Source organism: Leifsonia sp. GW821-FHT13C09 (assembly GCF_058806435.1).
The window spans coordinates 1-15,709 of sequence record NZ_JBXAPS010000005.1; the positions used below are offsets into that span (position 1 = coordinate 1).

Annotated in this window: 16 protein-coding genes; 6 read left to right on the top strand and 10 right to left on the bottom strand. The window is 68.2% G+C overall.

Translation table 11 applies throughout. The features are described 5' to 3' along the window. Positions 1 to 76: 76 nt before the first annotated feature. The 5 genes from rplI to AC1ROW_RS15775 form a co-directional block, all read right to left on the bottom strand. Positions 77 to 529 (bottom strand): 50S ribosomal protein L9, encoded by a 453-nt coding sequence (rplI, locus tag AC1ROW_RS15755; protein WP_208038718.1) that lies wholly within the window; start codon positions 527 to 529, stop codon positions 77 to 79. 14 nt (positions 530 to 543) lie between these two features. After that, positions 544 to 807 (bottom strand): 30S ribosomal protein S18, encoded by a 264-nt coding sequence (rpsR, locus tag AC1ROW_RS15760; RefSeq protein ID WP_018189012.1) that lies wholly within the window; start codon positions 805 to 807, stop codon positions 544 to 546. A gap of 65 nt (positions 808 to 872) precedes the next feature. Next, complete coding sequence (locus tag AC1ROW_RS15765; protein WP_493019845.1) at positions 873 to 1,376, bottom strand: single-stranded DNA-binding protein; 504 nt, start codon at positions 1,374 to 1,376, stop codon at positions 873 to 875. Between the two features lie 4 nt (positions 1,377 to 1,380). Beyond that, positions 1,381 to 1,776 carry a 30S ribosomal protein S6 gene (rpsF, locus tag AC1ROW_RS15770; RefSeq protein ID WP_493019846.1) on the bottom strand — a complete coding sequence of 132 codons (396 nt, stop codon included), beginning with the start codon at positions 1,774 to 1,776 and terminating at the stop codon, positions 1,381 to 1,383. A 293-nt stretch (positions 1,777 to 2,069) separates the two neighbouring features. Continuing rightward, the gene (locus AC1ROW_RS15775; protein WP_493019847.1) at positions 2,070 to 3,494 is read right to left on the bottom strand and encodes a CCA tRNA nucleotidyltransferase; all 1,425 of its coding nucleotides are present in this window, start codon (positions 3,492 to 3,494) and stop codon (positions 2,070 to 2,072) included. A gap of 132 nt (positions 3,495 to 3,626) precedes the next feature. Between AC1ROW_RS15775 and AC1ROW_RS15780 the strand changes: the two genes are divergently transcribed. From AC1ROW_RS15780 to AC1ROW_RS15805, 6 genes are all read left to right on the top strand, one after another. After that, a complete protein-coding gene (locus AC1ROW_RS15780; protein WP_493019848.1) occupies positions 3,627 to 5,966 on the top strand; it encodes a DUF6049 family protein in 2,340 nt (779 codons plus the stop codon). Then, positions 5,959 to 7,566, top strand: a complete 1,608-nt coding sequence (gene murJ, locus AC1ROW_RS15785; protein WP_493019849.1) for a murein biosynthesis integral membrane protein MurJ — start codon at positions 5,959 to 5,961, stop codon at positions 7,564 to 7,566. Before AC1ROW_RS15780 ends, murJ begins: the two co-directional genes overlap by 8 nt. A gap of 82 nt (positions 7,567 to 7,648) precedes the next feature. Continuing rightward, complete coding sequence (gene trxB / locus AC1ROW_RS15790; RefSeq protein WP_493019850.1) at positions 7,649 to 8,635, top strand: thioredoxin-disulfide reductase; 987 nt, start codon at positions 7,649 to 7,651, stop codon at positions 8,633 to 8,635. Positions 8,636 to 8,650: 15 nt separating this feature from the next. Continuing rightward, complete coding sequence (gene trxA / locus AC1ROW_RS15795; protein ID WP_179604159.1) at positions 8,651 to 8,977, top strand: thioredoxin; 327 nt, start codon at positions 8,651 to 8,653, stop codon at positions 8,975 to 8,977. Between the two features lie 150 nt (positions 8,978 to 9,127). Further along, on the top strand, positions 9,128 to 10,450 hold the full coding sequence (locus AC1ROW_RS15800) for an aminotransferase-like domain-containing protein (protein ID WP_493020130.1): 1,323 nt from the start codon (positions 9,128 to 9,130) through the stop codon (positions 10,448 to 10,450). Between the two features lie 44 nt (positions 10,451 to 10,494). Beyond that, entirely contained in the window at positions 10,495 to 11,457 is a 963-nt protein-coding gene (locus AC1ROW_RS15805; protein WP_493019851.1) for a D-alanine--D-alanine ligase family protein, read from the top strand. Positions 11,458 to 11,523: 66 nt separating this feature from the next. On the opposite strand, the gene AC1ROW_RS15810 is transcribed toward AC1ROW_RS15805, so the two are convergent. From AC1ROW_RS15810 to yidC, 5 genes are all read right to left on the bottom strand, one after another. After that, positions 11,524 to 12,477 (bottom strand): ParB/RepB/Spo0J family partition protein, encoded by a 954-nt coding sequence (locus tag AC1ROW_RS15810; protein ID WP_493019852.1) that lies wholly within the window; start codon positions 12,475 to 12,477, stop codon positions 11,524 to 11,526. After that, complete coding sequence (locus AC1ROW_RS15815) at positions 12,477 to 13,394, bottom strand: ParA family protein (protein WP_493019853.1); 918 nt, start codon at positions 13,392 to 13,394, stop codon at positions 12,477 to 12,479. The genes AC1ROW_RS15810 and AC1ROW_RS15815 overlap by 1 nt, the downstream gene beginning before the upstream one ends. Positions 13,395 to 13,537: 143 nt before the next feature. Next, positions 13,538 to 14,167: a 16S rRNA (guanine(527)-N(7))-methyltransferase RsmG gene (rsmG, locus tag AC1ROW_RS15820; RefSeq protein ID WP_493019854.1), complete on the bottom strand. Its 630-nt coding sequence runs from the start codon at positions 14,165 to 14,167 to the stop codon at positions 13,538 to 13,540. Between the two features lie 14 nt (positions 14,168 to 14,181). Next, the gene (locus AC1ROW_RS15825; RefSeq protein WP_493019855.1) at positions 14,182 to 14,736 is read right to left on the bottom strand and encodes a Jag family protein; all 555 of its coding nucleotides are present in this window, start codon (positions 14,734 to 14,736) and stop codon (positions 14,182 to 14,184) included. Between the two features lie 4 nt (positions 14,737 to 14,740). Then, a complete protein-coding gene (gene yidC, locus AC1ROW_RS15830) occupies positions 14,741 to 15,709 on the bottom strand; it encodes a membrane protein insertase YidC (RefSeq protein WP_493019856.1) in 969 nt (322 codons plus the stop codon).

Consider the following 15,709-nt stretch of genomic DNA (forward strand, 5'->3'; position numbering starts at 1 on the left):
CCCCCCCCCCCCCCCCCCCCCCCCCCCCCCCCCCCCCCCCCCCCCCCCCCCCCCTACACTGTGAGATTTCCGTCCGCTACTTGGCGGCGACCACCTGCAGGGAGATGACGGCCGAGAGGTCGTCGTGCAGGCGGACGGTGGCCTCGTGGTCACCGGTCACCTTGATGGGGTTGGGGAGCTCGATCTTGCGCTTGTCGAGCTCGCCGATACCCGCGGCCTTGACCGCGTCGGCGACGTCGCCCGTCTTCACGGAACCGAACAGACGACCCTCGCGGCCGGCCTTGACGACGAGCTTGACGCGAGTCGCCTCCAGCTTCGCCTTGAGGTCCTGGGCGGCCTCGATCGTGTGCAGCTCGCGAGCGGCACGGGCCGCCTTGATCTGCTCGACCTGCTTCTCGCCTCCACGGCTCCACGCGATCGCGAAGCCCTGGGGGACGAGGTAGTTGCGCGCGTAGCCGTTCTTGACGTCCACGACGTCACCGGCGGAACCGAGGCCGGTGACCTCGTGCGTGAGAATAACCTTCGACATTCTGTCTCTTCTCCTTAACGGCCAGAGCCGGCGTAGGGGAGGAGAGCCATCTCGCGCGCGTTCTTGACGGCGCGGGCGATCAGGCGCTGCTCCTGGACGGAGACACCGGTGATGCGGCGAGCGCGGATCTTTCCGCGCTCCGAGATGAACTTCCGCAGGGTGGCGACGTCCTTGTAGTCAATGACGCCGACGCGGACGGACTTCGCCGGTGCGGCGTTCTTCCCGTCCTTGCCCTTGCGGATCGGCTTGCGGCGGTCGCCGCTCGACTTTCCAGCCATGATTTCCTTTGCTTTCCGTCTGGCGGGCCGTCGGCCTGCCGGACAAACTCAGTTGTTCGGACCCGTTAGAACGGGGTCTCGTCGTTGTAGGAGCCCGGAGTGTTCCAGACGTCGGCGCCCGCGGACGGGTCCGCGGGGGCGGAGGCGGCCCAGGGCTCCTCGACAGCGGGAGCGCCGCCGCCGAAGCCACCAGGACCGCGCGACGACTGGGCACGGGTCACCTGAGCGGTGGCGTACCGCAGCGACGGCCCGATCTCATCGATCTCGAGCTCGATGGAGGTGCGCTTCTCGCCCTCCTTCGTCTCGTAGGAGCGCTGCTTGAGGCGCCCCTGGGCGATGACACGGGAGCCCTTGGTCAGCGAGCCTGCGACGTGCTCGGCGAACTCGCGCCAGACGCTCGCGCGCAGGAAGAGAGCCTCACCGTCCTTCCACTCGTTCGCCTGACGGTCGAACGTGCGGGGAGTGGATGCGATGGTGAAGTTGGCGACGGCCAGCCCGTTCTGCGTGTAGCGCAGCTCGGGGTCGGCCGTGAGGTTGCCCACCACGGTGATGACGGTCTCGCCGGCCATGGGACTAGGCGCCGGCCTTCTCGGAGGCGGCAGCGGCCTTGTCGGCGGAGGAGGACGCCTTGCGGGCGGCCTTCTCGTCGGCGCGCTTCTGAGCGGCCGCGACCTGGGCGATGGCCTCTTCGGCACGGAGCACCTTGGTGCGCATGACGGCCTCGCTGAGCTTCAGCTGGCGGTCGAGCTCCTTCGTGGTGTCACCGGTCGCGGTGAGCTGCACGACGGCGTAGATGCCTTCGGACTTCTTGTTGATCTCGTACGCCAGGCGACGACGACCCCAGATGTCGATGCTGTCGATAGATCCGCCGTCGTTGCGAACGACGTTGAGGAACTTGTCGAGGCTGGGAGCTACGGTGCGCTCATCGATCTCGGGATCGAGGATGACCATCAACTCGTACTGATGCATGACTAACCCACCTCCTCTGGTCTCAGCGGCTGCAGACGTTCTGCAGCAGGAGGGTTTTACATCGGTTGCGTGGGCAGGACTCCGCCCGGGCAACTTACCAAGGGTAGCGGATGCGCTGGTCCCGCGCCAACCGGGGCGCTGGGCGGTGGCGGTGGGGGTGGGGGCTGCGACGATCTCTGCGATGCTCATGCGTCCAGCCTCGCGCCGGCGCGGGCGTCCCGGGGCGGAGATCCGCGATCGGTGGAGAACCCGTCGGCGGCCGACTCTGTGGAGGACGACGCTGTGGAGGACGACTACCGCGCCTCCCACCACGCGCGCAGCCGTCGCGTCGCCTCCTCCTCGCCGAGCGGCCCTTCGTCGAGCCGCAGCTCCAGAAGGAAGGAGAGCGCCTGACCGACCTCGCGGCCGGGCGTGAGCCCCAGCAGCCGCATCACCTGCTCCCCGTCCAGGTCTGGCCGGACGGCGTCCAGCTCCTCCTGCGCCTTCAACTCGGCGATGCGCTGCTCGAGGTCGTCGTACGCGAAGCCGAGCCGGTCGGCCTTGCGGCGGTTGCGGGTCGTCACGTCGGCGCGGGTCAGCATGTGGAGGCGTTCCAGCTCTCCTCCGGCGTCGCGCACATACCGGCGCACGGCCGAGTCGGTCCAGTGCGCGTCGGAGTATCCGAAGAAGCGGAGGTGCAGCTCGATCAGGCGCGCGACCGAGTCGACCGTGGCCTTGTCGAAGCGCAGCGCGGTCAGCCGCTTCTTGGCGAGCTTCGCCCCGACCACGTCGTGGTGATAGAAGCTGACGGCGCCGCCCGGTTCGAACCGCCGCGTCGCCGGCTTGCCGATGTCGTGCAGGAGCGCCGCGATCCGCAGGACGAGGTCGGGGGCCTCGCCGGGGTGACGCTCCCTCTCGTAGCCGATCGCCTGGTCCAGCACGGTCAGGCTGTGCTGGTAGACGTCCTTGTGATGGTGGTGCTCGTCGACCTCCAGCCGCAGCGCGGGCACCTCCGGCAGCACGTGGTCGGCGAGCCCGGAGTCCACGAGCAGTTCGACTCCGGGACGCGGGTTCGCGGCCTCCAGCAGCTTCGTGAACTCGTCGCGCACGCGCTCGGCGCTGACGATCCCGATCCGCTCCGCCATGTCGGCCATCGCGGCGCGGGTCTCCTCGTCGACGGTGAAGCCGAGCTGTGCCGCGAACCGGGCGGCGCGCATCATCCGCAGCGGGTCGTCGCCGAACGACACCTCGGGGCTCGACGGCGTGGTGATGCGCCGGGCCAGCAGGTCCTCCACGCCGCCCGACGGGTCGACGAGCCGCACCTCCGGGACGCGCAGAGCCAGGGCGTTGACCGTGAAGTCGCGGCGCAGCAGGTCGCCCTCGAGCGTGTCGCCGAACTGCACCTCGGGCTTCCGCGTCGCGCCGTCGTAGCTGTCGCTGCGATAGGTCGTGATCTCGACCGTGTCGTCACCGAAGCGCGCCCCGATCGTGCCGAATGCGCGACCGATGTCCCAGACGGCGTCGGCGATCGGGCGCACGACACCCAGGATGTCGTCGGGCCGCGCGTCGGTGGTGAAGTCCAGATCGTGCACCGCGCGGCCGAGCAGGGCGTCGCGTACGGGACCGCCCACGAGCGACAGCTCGAACCCGGCTGCGGCGAACGCCTGGGCGAGCCGATCGACCGTCGGGGTCTTGGCCAGGGCGCCGAGGCGGTCGAGGGATTCGGCGACGGACTGCATGGTGCCTCAGTTTAACGGGAGGCCGGACGCGCCGCTCGCCTCGCCGGGAGGCCGCGTGCTCGCCGGGCTCTCACAGGGGCCGGCCCCTAGAATCGTCGTCATGGAGGCGGAACCGGAATCGTGCGTCGGCGCATGAGCGTATCCGGGTTCACCCTCCGGGGTGCGCGACTTCCTGCTGCCCTGATCGGCGCAGGGGTGGCCGTCGTCGCCCTGCTGGCCGGTCCCGCCGCGGGCCCGGCGACCGCGGCCGCGCAGCCGACGCCCGTGGCCGCGCCCTCCGTCAGCGCAACGGCGTCCGCCTCGATCGGCGCCTCCCTCACGACCGACAACGGCGGCGTGCTGGCGCCCGGTCAGGAACTGGTCGCGTCCGTCACGGTGACAAACCAGACGAGCACCCCCTACACGGCCGGCTCCGTGGCGCTCTGGCTGGACCCGCGGCCCGTCACGTCGCGCGCGGAACTCGCCTCCTGGCTCACCTCCACGGAGACCGTCCCGAACCGCGTCGACCTCGGCACGGCGACGCTCCCGATCCTCGAGCCGGGCGCCAGCGCCGTGGTGCGCGTGAACGTGCCGGCGGCGGCCGTCCCGTTCGCCGCCAGGACGACGTCGGCCGTCTACGGGCTCGGCGCGACCGTGGACATCGGGCCGGTGGCGGCGGACGCCCGCGGCACGGTCGTGTGGAGCCCGGGCGGCGCCGCGACGCGCTCCGACGTCGGCGTCGCGATGCCGATCGTCAGCCCGTCGACCGGCGATGGGCTCATCTCCGCTCAGGACCTGGCCACCTACACGGCGCCGAACGGCGTGTTGACCCGCGATCTGGACGGCCTCCAGAACCACGCCACGGTCGCGATCGGCATCGACCCGATGATCCTCGCCTCCATCCGCGCGCTCGGGAACTCGGCGCCCGCCAGCGCCACGGGGTGGCTCGACAGGCTGAGCGCCCTCCCGAACGACACCTTCTCACTCGGTTACGGCGATGCGGACGTCGCCGGGCAGATCCAGTCCGGCCTGCCCGCACCGCTCCAGCCGACCGCTTTGGGCTACGCGCTCGACCCGAAGAACTTCTCGCCGACCCCGACCGCGATCGGGGAACCGCAGACCGCGACGCCGGCGCCCGCCGCGACACCGACCCCGACGCCCACGCCCGGCGCCGGGCCCGCGCTCCCCGGACTCGATCGGCTCCTGGCCTGGAACTACACCTTGCGCGGAATCGCCTGGCCCGGCGACGGCACCCTCCGCTCGGCGGACCTCGCCCCGCTCGCGGCCGCCGGGCTCGGGACCGTCATCGTCTCGGGGAGCAACACGAACTCCGACAAACTCGGCTCCACCCCGAACGCGCCGCAGCACAATGGATCGTCGAGGCTCGCGGTCTCCGACCAGCGGCTCAGCGACGCGCTCCGCCAGGCCGTCTCGGCGCCGAGCGACCTCGCCTGGAACGCCGCGATGTCGAAGCTGAACGCCCAGCTCCAGCTCATCAGCGCAGAAGGCACGACGCCGCGCCACGTGCTGCTCGCCCTCGACCGTTCGTGGCCGTCGAGCGGGACGCAGCTTCAGCGCACGCTCGATGCTCTCTTCACGAGCCCGTTCGCAGCGCCCTCGACGTTCCCCGCCCTGCTGTCGGCCACGCCGTCGCCCGAGCTGGCGATGACGGATTCGCCGGAGTCGCAGACCCGGATCGACAGCATCCACCAGTTGCTGAAGGACGAGAAGTCGATCGACGACTTCTCGTCCATCCTCAGCGATCCGACGACGCTCACCGGTCAGACCCGGGCGCAGCTCCTGACGCTCCTCGCCGTCTCGTGGCAGAACCCGCGCACGGACTGGACCGCCGCGGTCAACGCGAGCAGGCGGGCGACGGTGAAGACCCTCCACGCTGTCCACATCCTGCCCACCGAGAACGTCAACCTGGTGAGCGCGCAGGGATCGATCCCGTTCACGGTCAGCAACGAGCTCAGCAACGAGGCGGTCACGGTCGTGCTGAGCGCGTCGCCGTCGAACAGCCGCCTGGAGATCGACGGGCCCACCACGAAGACCATTCCCCAGGACTCCCGGGCGACGATGCTCGTGCCGGTGAAGGCCAAGGTCGGCAACGGCCAGGTCATCCTGTCGCTGCATCTCTACAGTCCGACGGGCGTTCCGATCGGCGACCCGACATCGGTGACGGTGGACGTGCACGCCGACTGGGAGGGCATCGGAGCGCTGATCTTCGGCGGCCTGCTGGTGCTCCTGTTCGGCTTCGGGATCGTGCGCAACATCCTCCGCAGGCGCGACCAGCGGCGCAAGGGCGCCGGCAGCGAGGAGGAGTCCGTTGGCGAGGCGGACCCCGCCCCAGCCGCAGACGTAACCGCCATAGACGGTGTCTCCGCAGACGATGCGTCCGCAGACGATGCGTCCGCAGACGATGCCGGCGGCGACTCCGCCGACGCTCGCGACGCGAACACCCGCCCCACCCCGGGAGGCGCCGATGGCTAGCGTCGGTCGCGCGAGCGCGATGCTCGCCTCCGGAACCCTCGTCTCACGCCTGCTCGGCTTCGCCAAGGCGTGGCTGCTGGTGCAGGCGATCGGTGCGGTGTCGTTCGCCGCGAACGCCTATGGCGTCGCGACCACGATCCCCAACAGCCTGTACGCGATCATCGCCCAGGGCATCCTGAACGCGGTGCTCGTCCCGCAGATCGTCCGGGCGTCGGTCAATCCGGACGGCGGCCGCGCGTACATCAACAAGCTCGTGACGCTCGGGATGGTCATCTTCGCGTCGATCGCCCTGGTCGCGACCTTCCTGGCCCCCGCTCTGGTCGCGCTGTTCGGCGTCCCGCTCGAGCAGCGCGAGCTGGCGACCGCGTTCGCATACTGGTCGCTGCCGCAGATCTTCTTCCTGGGCCTCTACACGCTGCTCGGGGAGGTTCTGAACGCCCGGAAGTCCTTCGGTCCGTTCACCTGGGCGCCGGTCGTCAATAACGTCGTCGCCATCGTCCTCCTCGTAGCGTTCATCCTCGCCTTCGGAACGGCGTCCCGCGGCGGGCACGGCACGGAATGGTCGTCCGGGATGATCACGCTGCTGGCCGGCGGCGCTACCCTCGGGATCGCGGTCCAGGCGCTCGTCCTGTTCGTCTTCTGGCGCCGGGTCGGTCTGCGGTTCCGGTTCGACTTCGGCTGGCGCGGCGTCAACCTCGGAACCGCGGGCAAGGCGGCCGGGTGGACGCTCGGGATGCTGATCGCGACCCAGCTCGCCGGCCTGATCGAGGTCAACGTCTCCAACTCGGGCGGACCCCAGTACGCCGGAACGTTCATCATGCAGAACGCCTGGCTCATCTTCATGCTGCCGCACGGCATCATCGCGGTCTCGATCGTCACCGCCTTCTACACGCGCATGGCCGAGCACGCGCACCAGGGCGCGGTGGACTCGTTCCGTCAGGACTTCTCCTCGGCCGCACGTTCGATCATGCTGTTCATCGTGTTCGCGTCGGCCGCGCTCATCGTCACGGCGTACCCGATCGCCCGGGTATTCACCGGCGACTATCAGGCGATGGGGCTGGTGCTCGTCGCCTACCTGATCGGACTGGTCCCGTTCTCGCTGGTGTTCATGGCCCAGCGCGCGTTCTACTCGCTCGGCGACACCCGCACACCGTTCTTCTTCACGCTCGCGCAGGTCCTCGTGATCGTGGTGGGCGTGCTCATCTGCTTCACCGTTCCGCCGTCGGTGCGCGCGGCCTCCGTCGCGCTCGTCGTCTCCCTCGCGAGCCTCCTGCAGGCGATCCTCGCGTTCTGGCTGCTGCGCCGGCGGACCGGGGGAGTGGACGGCACCCGGATCTTCGGTTCGCTCTGGCGCTTCCTTGTCGCCGGGGTGGCCGCGATGATCGCAGGCGCGGGCTTCCTCGTCATCCTCGGCGGGGTGTCGCCCGGGGCCTTCCCGGTGAGCAATCCCATCGCCGCCATCGTGTCCACGGCGGTCGTCGGCGCGGTCATGCTGATCGTCTACCTCGGCTTCCTCGCCATCCTGCGTTCGAGCGACCTGGAGGCCGGTTTGGCCCCCGTTCTGGACCGCGCCGCGGCCCGTTCCTCCGCTCGCAGGTGACACGGAATAGCATCCGCCTAGGATGTGTTCTACAGGGCGGTGTCTCCGGACGGAGCACCGCAGACCATCAAGGAGTTCCTCCGTGCGGCAGATCATCATCATCGGTTCCGGCCCTGCCGGTTACACGGCGGCCATCTACGCCGCTCGCGCCAACCTCAAGCCGCTGCTGATCGCCTCCTCTGTCGAGGCCGGCGGCGAGCTGATGAACACCACGGAGGTCGAGAACTTCCCCGGCTTCCCCGACGGTGTCATGGGCCCGGACCTCATGTTCAAGATGCAGGCGCAGGCCGAGAAGTTCGGCACCGACATCGTCCTCGACGACGTCGTGTCGGTCGACCTCTCCGGCGACGTCAAGACGGTCACCCTCGGCTCGGGCGCCGTTCACCAGGCCCTCGCGGTCATCTTCGCGACGGGTTCCGCGTACCGCAAGCTCGGCCTGCAGGACGAAGAGCGCCTGTCCGGTCACGGCGTGTCCTGGTGCGCCACCTGCGACGGGTTCTTCTTCCGCGAGCGCACGATCGCCGTCGTCGGCGGTGGCGACTCGGCGATGGAGGAGGCGACCTTCCTCACCCGCTTCGCGGACAAGGTCTACGTCATCCACCGCCGCGACTCGCTGCGCGCGTCCAAGATCATGCAGGAGCGCGCCTTCGCCAACGACAAGATCGAGTTCATCTGGAACTCCGAAGTCGTCGGCATCAGCGGCGACGAGCAGGTCCGCGCGGTGACGCTGCGCAACCTGGAGACCGGCGAGCAGAGCGAGCTGGAGCTGCAGGGTCTGTTCATCGCGATCGGCAACGACCCGCGCGTCCACTTGGTCCACGGCCAGCTCGACCTCACTCCGGAGGGGACCATCGCGGTCGCCGGCCGGAGCTCCAAGACGAAGGTCGCGGGCGTGTTCGCCGCGGGCGACGTGATCGACCCCACCTACCGCCAGGCGGTCACCGCCGCCGCGTCGGGTACGGTCGCCGCGCTCGACGCCGAGCACTACCTCACGACCCTCCCGAAGGACCTGCTGGAGCGCGCGGCGGAGGGCGCGTCCGGCGATCTCGAACTCACGACCACCGCATAAGGAGAATCAGCAACTATGTCAGCAGCACGTTCCGTCACGGACGCCACCTTCGAGCAGGACGTCCTCAGCAGCGGCAAGACCGTCCTCGTGGACTTCTGGGCCGAGTGGTGCGGCCCGTGTCGGGCCGTCGGGCCGATCCTCGACCAGATCGCCGCCGAGCACGCGGACAAGATCGAGATCGTCAAGCTCAACGTGGACGAGAACCCGCAGACCGCGGCGAAGTACCAGATCACCTCCATCCCCGCGATGAAGGTGTACCAGGGTGGCGAGGTCGTCAAGACCGTCATCGGCGCCAAGCCGAAGCCCGCCCTCGAGGCCGACCTGGCCGCCTACCTCGCGTAGCGCGACAGCCAGGCAGCTTCCACACGCTGTCAGACCCGTCCGGCGCACCTCCGCCGGGCGGGTCTTTCGTGTATCCGGGGGTCGGCTCGATTTCCAGACGGATACGTGCCGCCCCTAGCATGAATGAACGACACGAGAAACGGACGATTCGTGACAGAACAGGGCAGCCCTCGCCAGCAGGGCAACAATCTGGACCCGTGGTATCACCACTACGCACAGCGCACCAGCGGCCTGGCCGCCAGTGAGGTCCGAGCCCTGTTCGCCGTCGCCAGCCGCCCCGAGGTGGTCTCGCTGGCCGGCGGCATGCCGTACGTCGCGGCGCTCCCCGAAGATCTGGTGGTCGGGGCGATGGACCGGGTGATGCGCGAGCAGGGCCCGGTCGCCCTCCAGTACGGCTCCGGCCAGGGCGTCCCTGCGCTGCGGGAGCAGATCCTGGAGGTCATGGCGCTCGAAGGGATCACCGGCAGCGCCGACGACGTCATCGTGACGACCGGTTCGCAGCACGCGCTCGAGTTGTTCAGCAAGCTGTTCATCGACCCGGGAGACGTCGTGCTCGCCGAAGGCCCCAGCTACGTGACGGCGATGGTCATCTTCCGCTCGTACCAGGCCGAGGTCAACCACATTCCCATGGACGAGCACGGGCTGATCCCGGAGGCGTTGCGCGAACACATCGCCCGCCTGAAGGCAGCGGGCCGGCGGGTGAAGTTCCTGTACACGGTCCCGACCTTCCACAATCCGGCCGGCGTGACGCTGTCGTGGGAGCGGCGGCTCGAGATCCTCGAGATCGCCCGCCAGAACGACATCCTGGTGCTGGAGGACAACCCGTACGGGCTGCTCTACTTCGGCGAGAAGCCCCCCGCGGCGATGCGCTCGGTCGAGCGAGACGGCGTCGTGTACCTCGGCACCTTCTCGAAGACCCTGGCACCCGGATTCCGGGTCGGCTGGGCGCTCGCACCCCATGCCATCCGGGAGAAGCTGATCCTCGCCAACGAGGCGGCCGTGCTGAGTCCGAGCTCGTTCAGTCAGCTCGTCATCTCGGAGTACCTGCGCGACGCCGACTGGCGCGGCCAGATCGACACGTTCCGCGGGGTGTACCGGGAGCGCAAGGAGGCCATGATCTCCGCGCTGGAGGAGCACCTCCCCGAGCTGTCCTGGACGAACCCGAACGGCGGCTTCTACGTGTGGGTGACGCTGCCGCCGCACCTCGACTCCAAGGCGATGCTGCCGCGCGCCGTCACCGAACTCGTCGCCTACACGCCCGGGACCGCGTTCTATGGGGACGGGTCGGGCGCGCAGCACATCCGGTTGTCGTTCTGCTATCCGACGCCGGAGAACATCAAGGTGGGCGTCCGCCGGCTCGCCAACGTCATCAACGGCGAGCAGGACCTCCTGGACACTTTCGCCGGCACGGGCCCACTCACTGCCTCGCGGGCGAGCCGCACCAGCCCGAATCCGCCCACGGATCTCCGCTGACCGACACCCCGCCCTTCGCCCCCTTGCCGAAGAAAGAGCAGATCATGGCCGAAAAATCAGCCCTCGACATCGTCGTTCTAGCCGGCGGCATCTCCCACGAACGCGACATCTCGCTGCGCAGCGGTCGACGTGTCGCCGACGGCCTCCAGTCGTTCGGGCATCACGTCACCGTGCGCGAGCCGGACGGCGCGCTGCTCGGATACCTCAACGACAGCCGACCAGACGTCGTCTGGCCTGCCCTCCACGGGTCCAGCGGGGAGGACGGCGCTCTCCGCGCGCTGCTGGAACTCGCTGGCGTCCCGTTCGTCGGGTCGACCACCGACGCCGCCCGGCTCGCCTGGTCGAAGCCGACCGCAAAAACGGTCGTCTCACGCGCAGGCGTCGCCACGCCTGCGTCGATCACTCTTCCGAAGGAGACCTTCCGCGAGTTGGGCGCCAACAGGGTGCTCGCGACGGTGCTCGGCGCCTTCAGTGTTCCCTTGGTGGTGAAGCCGGCGCACGGCGGCTCGGCGCAGGGCGTCACCATCGTGACGGCCGCCGAGGAGCTCCCGCGCGCGATGGTCGACGCATACACCTACGCCGATGTTGCGCTGATCGAGCAGAAGGCCTCCGGTGTGGAGGTCTCAGTCGCCGTCATCGACACGGGAGACGGTCCCATCGCACTCCCACCGGTGGAGATCGAGCCGATCGAAGGCACCTACACGTTTGATGCGCGGTACAACGCGGGGGAGACCCGGTTCTACGTGCCGGCACGGCTGGACGAGGCGACGACGGAGGCGGTCTCCGCCGCGGCCACGGCAGCACACACCGCTCTCGGCCTCCGCCACCTGTCCCGAGTCGATCTGATCGTCGACGCGGCGGGCGTTCCGTGGTTCTTGGAGGCGAATGTCCTGCCGGGTTTGACCGAGACGTCGATCATGCCGCAGGCCATCGCGGCCTCCGGTCGAGACCTTGGCGACGTCTACGCAACCCTCGCTGCCGCGGCAATCGCCGACGCAGGGGAGTAGTCGGGGGTTTCACGTGAAACGGGGGGAGGCTGAATCAGCCTCCCCCCGTTCAGTTCTGGCGGGGTTTCACGTGAAACGGACGGGCGAGCTGTAGGTCGGCTGGCCGATCTCGTCGAGGATGCGGTTCAGGTCCTGGATCGTCGCAAAATCGACCACGATCTGGCCTTTTCGTGCACCCAGGCTGATCTTCACCCGGGTATTGAGGCGGTCACCGAGGCGTTCAGCGACCTCGTCGAGGTGACCCCGGTGCTTGCCGGGGGAGGCCTTGCTGCGCACCGGCTTCGGCGACTTGCTCGCCACCGCCTCCGCCGCGCGGACCGACAGGTCCTCATTCACGATCTTGTCCGCCAGACGCACCATCGCGTCGACGTCGTCTCCGACCGACAGGATCGCCCGCGCGTGGCCCGCACTGAGGACCCCGGCCGCCACGCGAGACTGCACCGGCGCGGGGAGCTTCAGCAAGCGGATCGTGTTCGTGATCTGCGGACGCGACCGACCGATCCGCGTCGCAAGCTCCTCCTGCGTGATCCCGAAGTCCGCCAGCAGCTGCTGGTACGCCGATGCCTCTTCGAGCGGGTTGAGCTGGGAGCGATGCAGGTTCTCGAGGAGGGCGTCTCGCAGCATGTTCTCGTCGGCGGTGTCCTTGATGACCGCCGGGATGCTGTCGAGTCCGAGTTCCTTGGTCGCACGGAGCCGGCGCTCACCCATGATGAGCTCGTACTTGTCGACCTGGCCCGCGAGCGGCCGCACAACCACTGGCTGGAGCACCCCGACCTCGCGGATGCTCGCCACGAGCTCATCGAGCGCCTCGCGGTCGAACTCGACGCGCGGCTGCACCGCGTTAGGAACGATGTCGGCGGGGGAGAGGTTCGCAAGCCGCGCGCCGGGCACCGCCACGAGCTCCGCCGTTGCCACCGCCGTCGTCTCCGGGAAGAAGACGTCCACCGGTCGCGATGACTGATCGCTCGTCGGGATCAGTGCGCCGATACCGCGTCCCAAACCAGTGCGCTTCGCTGCCATTAGCGGGGTACTCCTCTTCGTGCGATTTCAGCGGCCGCCTCGAGGTACGAGAGCGAGCCGGACGAGTTGGCGTCATAACTGATGACGCTCTGCCCGTAGCTCGGTGCCTCCGAGATCCGCACCGAGCGCGGAATGATCGTGTCGAGCACCTCATCGGGGAAGTGTTGGCGGACATCGTCGGCCACCTGATGGGCCAAGTTTGTTCGGGAGTCGTACATCGTCAGCAGAATGGTCGACACCCGCAGCTTCGGGTTCAGGTGCCGCTCGATGAGCTGGATGTTCTTGAGGAGCTGGCTCAGGCCTTCTAGCGCGTAGTACTCGCACTGGATCGGGATGAGAACCTCGGTGGCAGCGACGAACGCGTTGATCGTGAGCAACCCCAGCGAAGGCGGGCAGTCGATGAGTACGTAGTCGATGTCATACTCATCCAGGAAGCGGCCGAGCGCACGGGAGAGACGCTGCTCGCGAGCGACCATCGAAACCAGTTCGATCTCGGCGCCGGCCAGGTCAATGGTCGCTGGAATCACGAACAGCCCGTCGAACTCCGGGCTCTTCTGGATGACTTCCTCGAGCTCTTTGTCGTTGACGATCACGTCGTAGACGCTCGGAGTGCCCTCGCGGTGCTCCACGCTCAGCGCGGTGGAGGCGTTACCCTGCGGATCGAGGTCGATCGCGAGCACTCGAGCGCCGGACTTCGCGAGTGCGGCCGCGAGGTTGACGACTGTGGTCGTCTTTCCGACGCCGCCCTTCTGATTGGAGATCGTGAAGATCCGAGTACGTGATGGCAACGGCAGCGTCGTCGAAGCGATGGCTTGTCTCCTCCTGGCCAGATCCTGGATCTCCCGAGCGAGGGGTGTCGACGCGTCGAAGGTGGCTTCACCCACCTCTACGGGAGCATCCTGGTCGGGTTGTTTCACGTGAAACCTCGTCGCTTGGTTCGGTGTACGGCCCCGCCGCGGGGGAAGAAACTGGAACGCGGTGCGAACCACTCGTCAACTCTAGCTTGCATGTTCGACCACACCCCTCAGCATCGCGGAGGCTGTGGAGAACTTGATTGTCCTCAGCGGACCTGCGCCCGAATGACCCGCGTGACGTCGTCCAGGAGGCCGTCACCGAGCGTGAGAACCTCGACGTCATGGACGCGGAACTTCCGCAGTTCCTTCGTCGCTGCCTCGACCTCCGCTGCTGCGCCGGCGCCCTTCATCAGCACCAGCTCGCCGCCATCGCGGAGCAGGGGAGCGGTCAAAGGGATCAACTTCCGGAACGCACTGACCGCGCGCGCGGTGACTTGATCCAGGGGCTCGGCCAGGCGCGCATCCTCAGCACGATCCCGCACGACAACCACATTGTCGAGCCCGAGCTCGTCCACCTGCTCGTTGAGCCACGCAACCCTGCGCTCCATCGGCTCGATGAGGACGAAGTCGACATCAGGCCGCGCGATGGCAAGAACCAGGCCCGGGAGCCCGGCACCGCTTCCGACATCGCCGACACGGCCGGGATTCAGCAGGGGTGCGACGATCGCGCAGTTCAGGATGTGGCGCGACCAGATGCGGGGAAGCTCAAGCGGTCCGATGAGACCACGTTCTTCGCCCTGCGCAACGAGGTTGCCCGTGAACGCGCGCGCGACCTCAAGTCGCTCACCGAAGAGCTTTTCAGCGACCGCGGGTTCGGTCTCGACGGAGTCAGTCACCGTTTCACGTGAAACTACGCCGCGGTGATGACCGTGTGCCGGTCACGACCCTCGCCGCGCGAGTTCGACACATAACCGCGCTCGGACACGATGTCGTGGACGAGCTTCCGCTCGTACGAGGACATCGCGGGAAGAGACGCCTCGGCCGAACCCTCCTCCAGCCGGGCGATCGCCCGGTCGACCAGCGTTGCCAGTTCGGCCTGGCGCGCATCGCGCGAACCCGCGATGTCGAGGATCAGCCGGGAGAACCCACCCGTCTGGTTCTGAACCGCGAGGCGGGTCAGCTCCTGAAGGGCCGACACCGTGTCCGGCTTGGACAGCAGACGGAGGTTGGTGCCCTCGTCGGCGTTCACCGAGATGTAGGCACGCCCGTTGCGGGTGTCGATGTCGATGTCGCCGTCGATGTCGGCGATGTCGAGCAGCTCTTCGATGTAGTCCGCGGCGATGTCGCCCTCGCGATCGAGGTCGGCAGCGGGCGCCGACTCGGTGTCCCCGTCGACATCAGCGGTGGTGGGGGAGTGGACGGCTTCCTCGTCGGAAGGCGTGTACTCGGTCTGCACGTCGGTCATATCCCTACTTCTTTCCGGCCTGCTTCTTCGCACGGTTCTTGCTCACCGGCTGCACCCGCTGCGTGGGAACCGGCTTCTGCGGCACTTCGTCGACCTGGAGGACCACGGTGCCGTCCTGCACCAGCTTGCCCTTGCGCGCCAGGCGGGCCTCGCGCGCCTTGGCGGCATCGGAGCCCGGCGTCGGCATGTTGCGGATCACCAGGAACTGCTGGCCCATCGTCCACAGGTTCGAGGTCAACCAGTAGAACATGACGCCGAGCGGGAAGGCGAAGCCCGAGAAGAGGAAGACGAAGGGGAGCAGGTACAGCAGGATCCGCTGCTGCTTGAACTGCGGGCTCGCCTTGGTCTCCGGCGACATGTTCTTGGAGACGATCTGGAGCTGGGTGAGGAACTGCGATCCCGTCATCAGCACGACCATCGTCGCGGCGATCACCATGACGGCCACCTGCTGCGGGTGAGCGTTCAGCGCACCCTGAAAGCTCTGGTGCAGCGGGGCGACGCCGAACAGCGTCGCGTTACCGAACTGCTGCGCGAGGGTGGCGTTCAGCGGGCCGACGCCCGCCTTCCCACCCTGGGCGCCGTTCAGAACCTGGAACAGGGCGAAGAACACCGGCATCTGCAGCAGCAGCGGGAGGCACGAGCTCAGCGGGTTCGTGCCCGTCTTCTTGTAGAGCTCCATCGTCTCGCGGGACATCGCCTCGCGGGAGAACTGGTCCTTCTTGCCCTTGTACTTGTCCTGGATCTTCTTCAGCTGCGGCGCGATCTCCAGCATGCGTCGCTGGTTCTTGATCTGCCGGACGAAGATCGGGATGAGGGCCGCGCGAACAACGACGGTCAGGCCGACGATGGACAGCACCCAGGTGATACCCGCCGCCGGGTCCATTCCGATGGCGCTGAAGACCCAGTGCCAGGCGACGAGGATGAGTTCCACGACCCATTTGATGGGCCAAAGGATGGTACCGATGATGTCCAT

Coding starts and splice junctions, on each gene's coding strand:
- AC1ROW_RS15810 (WP_493019852.1), bottom strand. CDS start 12,477: ATGGCAGCGAAGCGCACTGGTTTGGGACGCGGTATCGGCGCACTGATC.
- AC1ROW_RS15805 (WP_493019851.1), top strand. CDS start 10,495: ATGGCCGAAAAATCAGCCCTCGACATCGTCGTTCTAGCCGGCGGCATC.
- AC1ROW_RS15825 (WP_493019855.1), bottom strand. CDS start 14,736: ATGACCGACGTGCAGACCGAGTACACGCCTTCCGACGAGGAAGCCGTC.
- AC1ROW_RS15780 (WP_493019848.1), top strand. CDS start 3,627: ATGAGCGTATCCGGGTTCACCCTCCGGGGTGCGCGACTTCCTGCTGCC.
- AC1ROW_RS15775 (WP_493019847.1), bottom strand. CDS start 3,494: ATGCAGTCCGTCGCCGAATCCCTCGACCGCCTCGGCGCCCTGGCCAAG.
- rplI (WP_208038718.1), bottom strand. CDS start 529: ATGTCGAAGGTTATTCTCACGCACGAGGTCACCGGCCTCGGTTCCGCC.
- yidC (WP_493019856.1), bottom strand. CDS start 15,709: ATGGACATCATCGGTACCATCCTTTGGCCCATCAAATGGGTCGTGGAA.
- murJ (WP_493019849.1), top strand. CDS start 5,959: ATGGCTAGCGTCGGTCGCGCGAGCGCGATGCTCGCCTCCGGAACCCTC.
- AC1ROW_RS15765 (WP_493019845.1), bottom strand. CDS start 1,376: ATGGCCGGCGAGACCGTCATCACCGTGGTGGGCAACCTCACGGCCGAC.
- rpsR (WP_018189012.1), bottom strand. CDS start 807: ATGGCTGGAAAGTCGAGCGGCGACCGCCGCAAGCCGATCCGCAAGGGC.
- rpsF (WP_493019846.1), bottom strand. CDS start 1,776: ATGCATCAGTACGAGTTGATGGTCATCCTCGATCCCGAGATCGATGAG.
- trxA (WP_179604159.1), top strand. CDS start 8,651: ATGTCAGCAGCACGTTCCGTCACGGACGCCACCTTCGAGCAGGACGTC.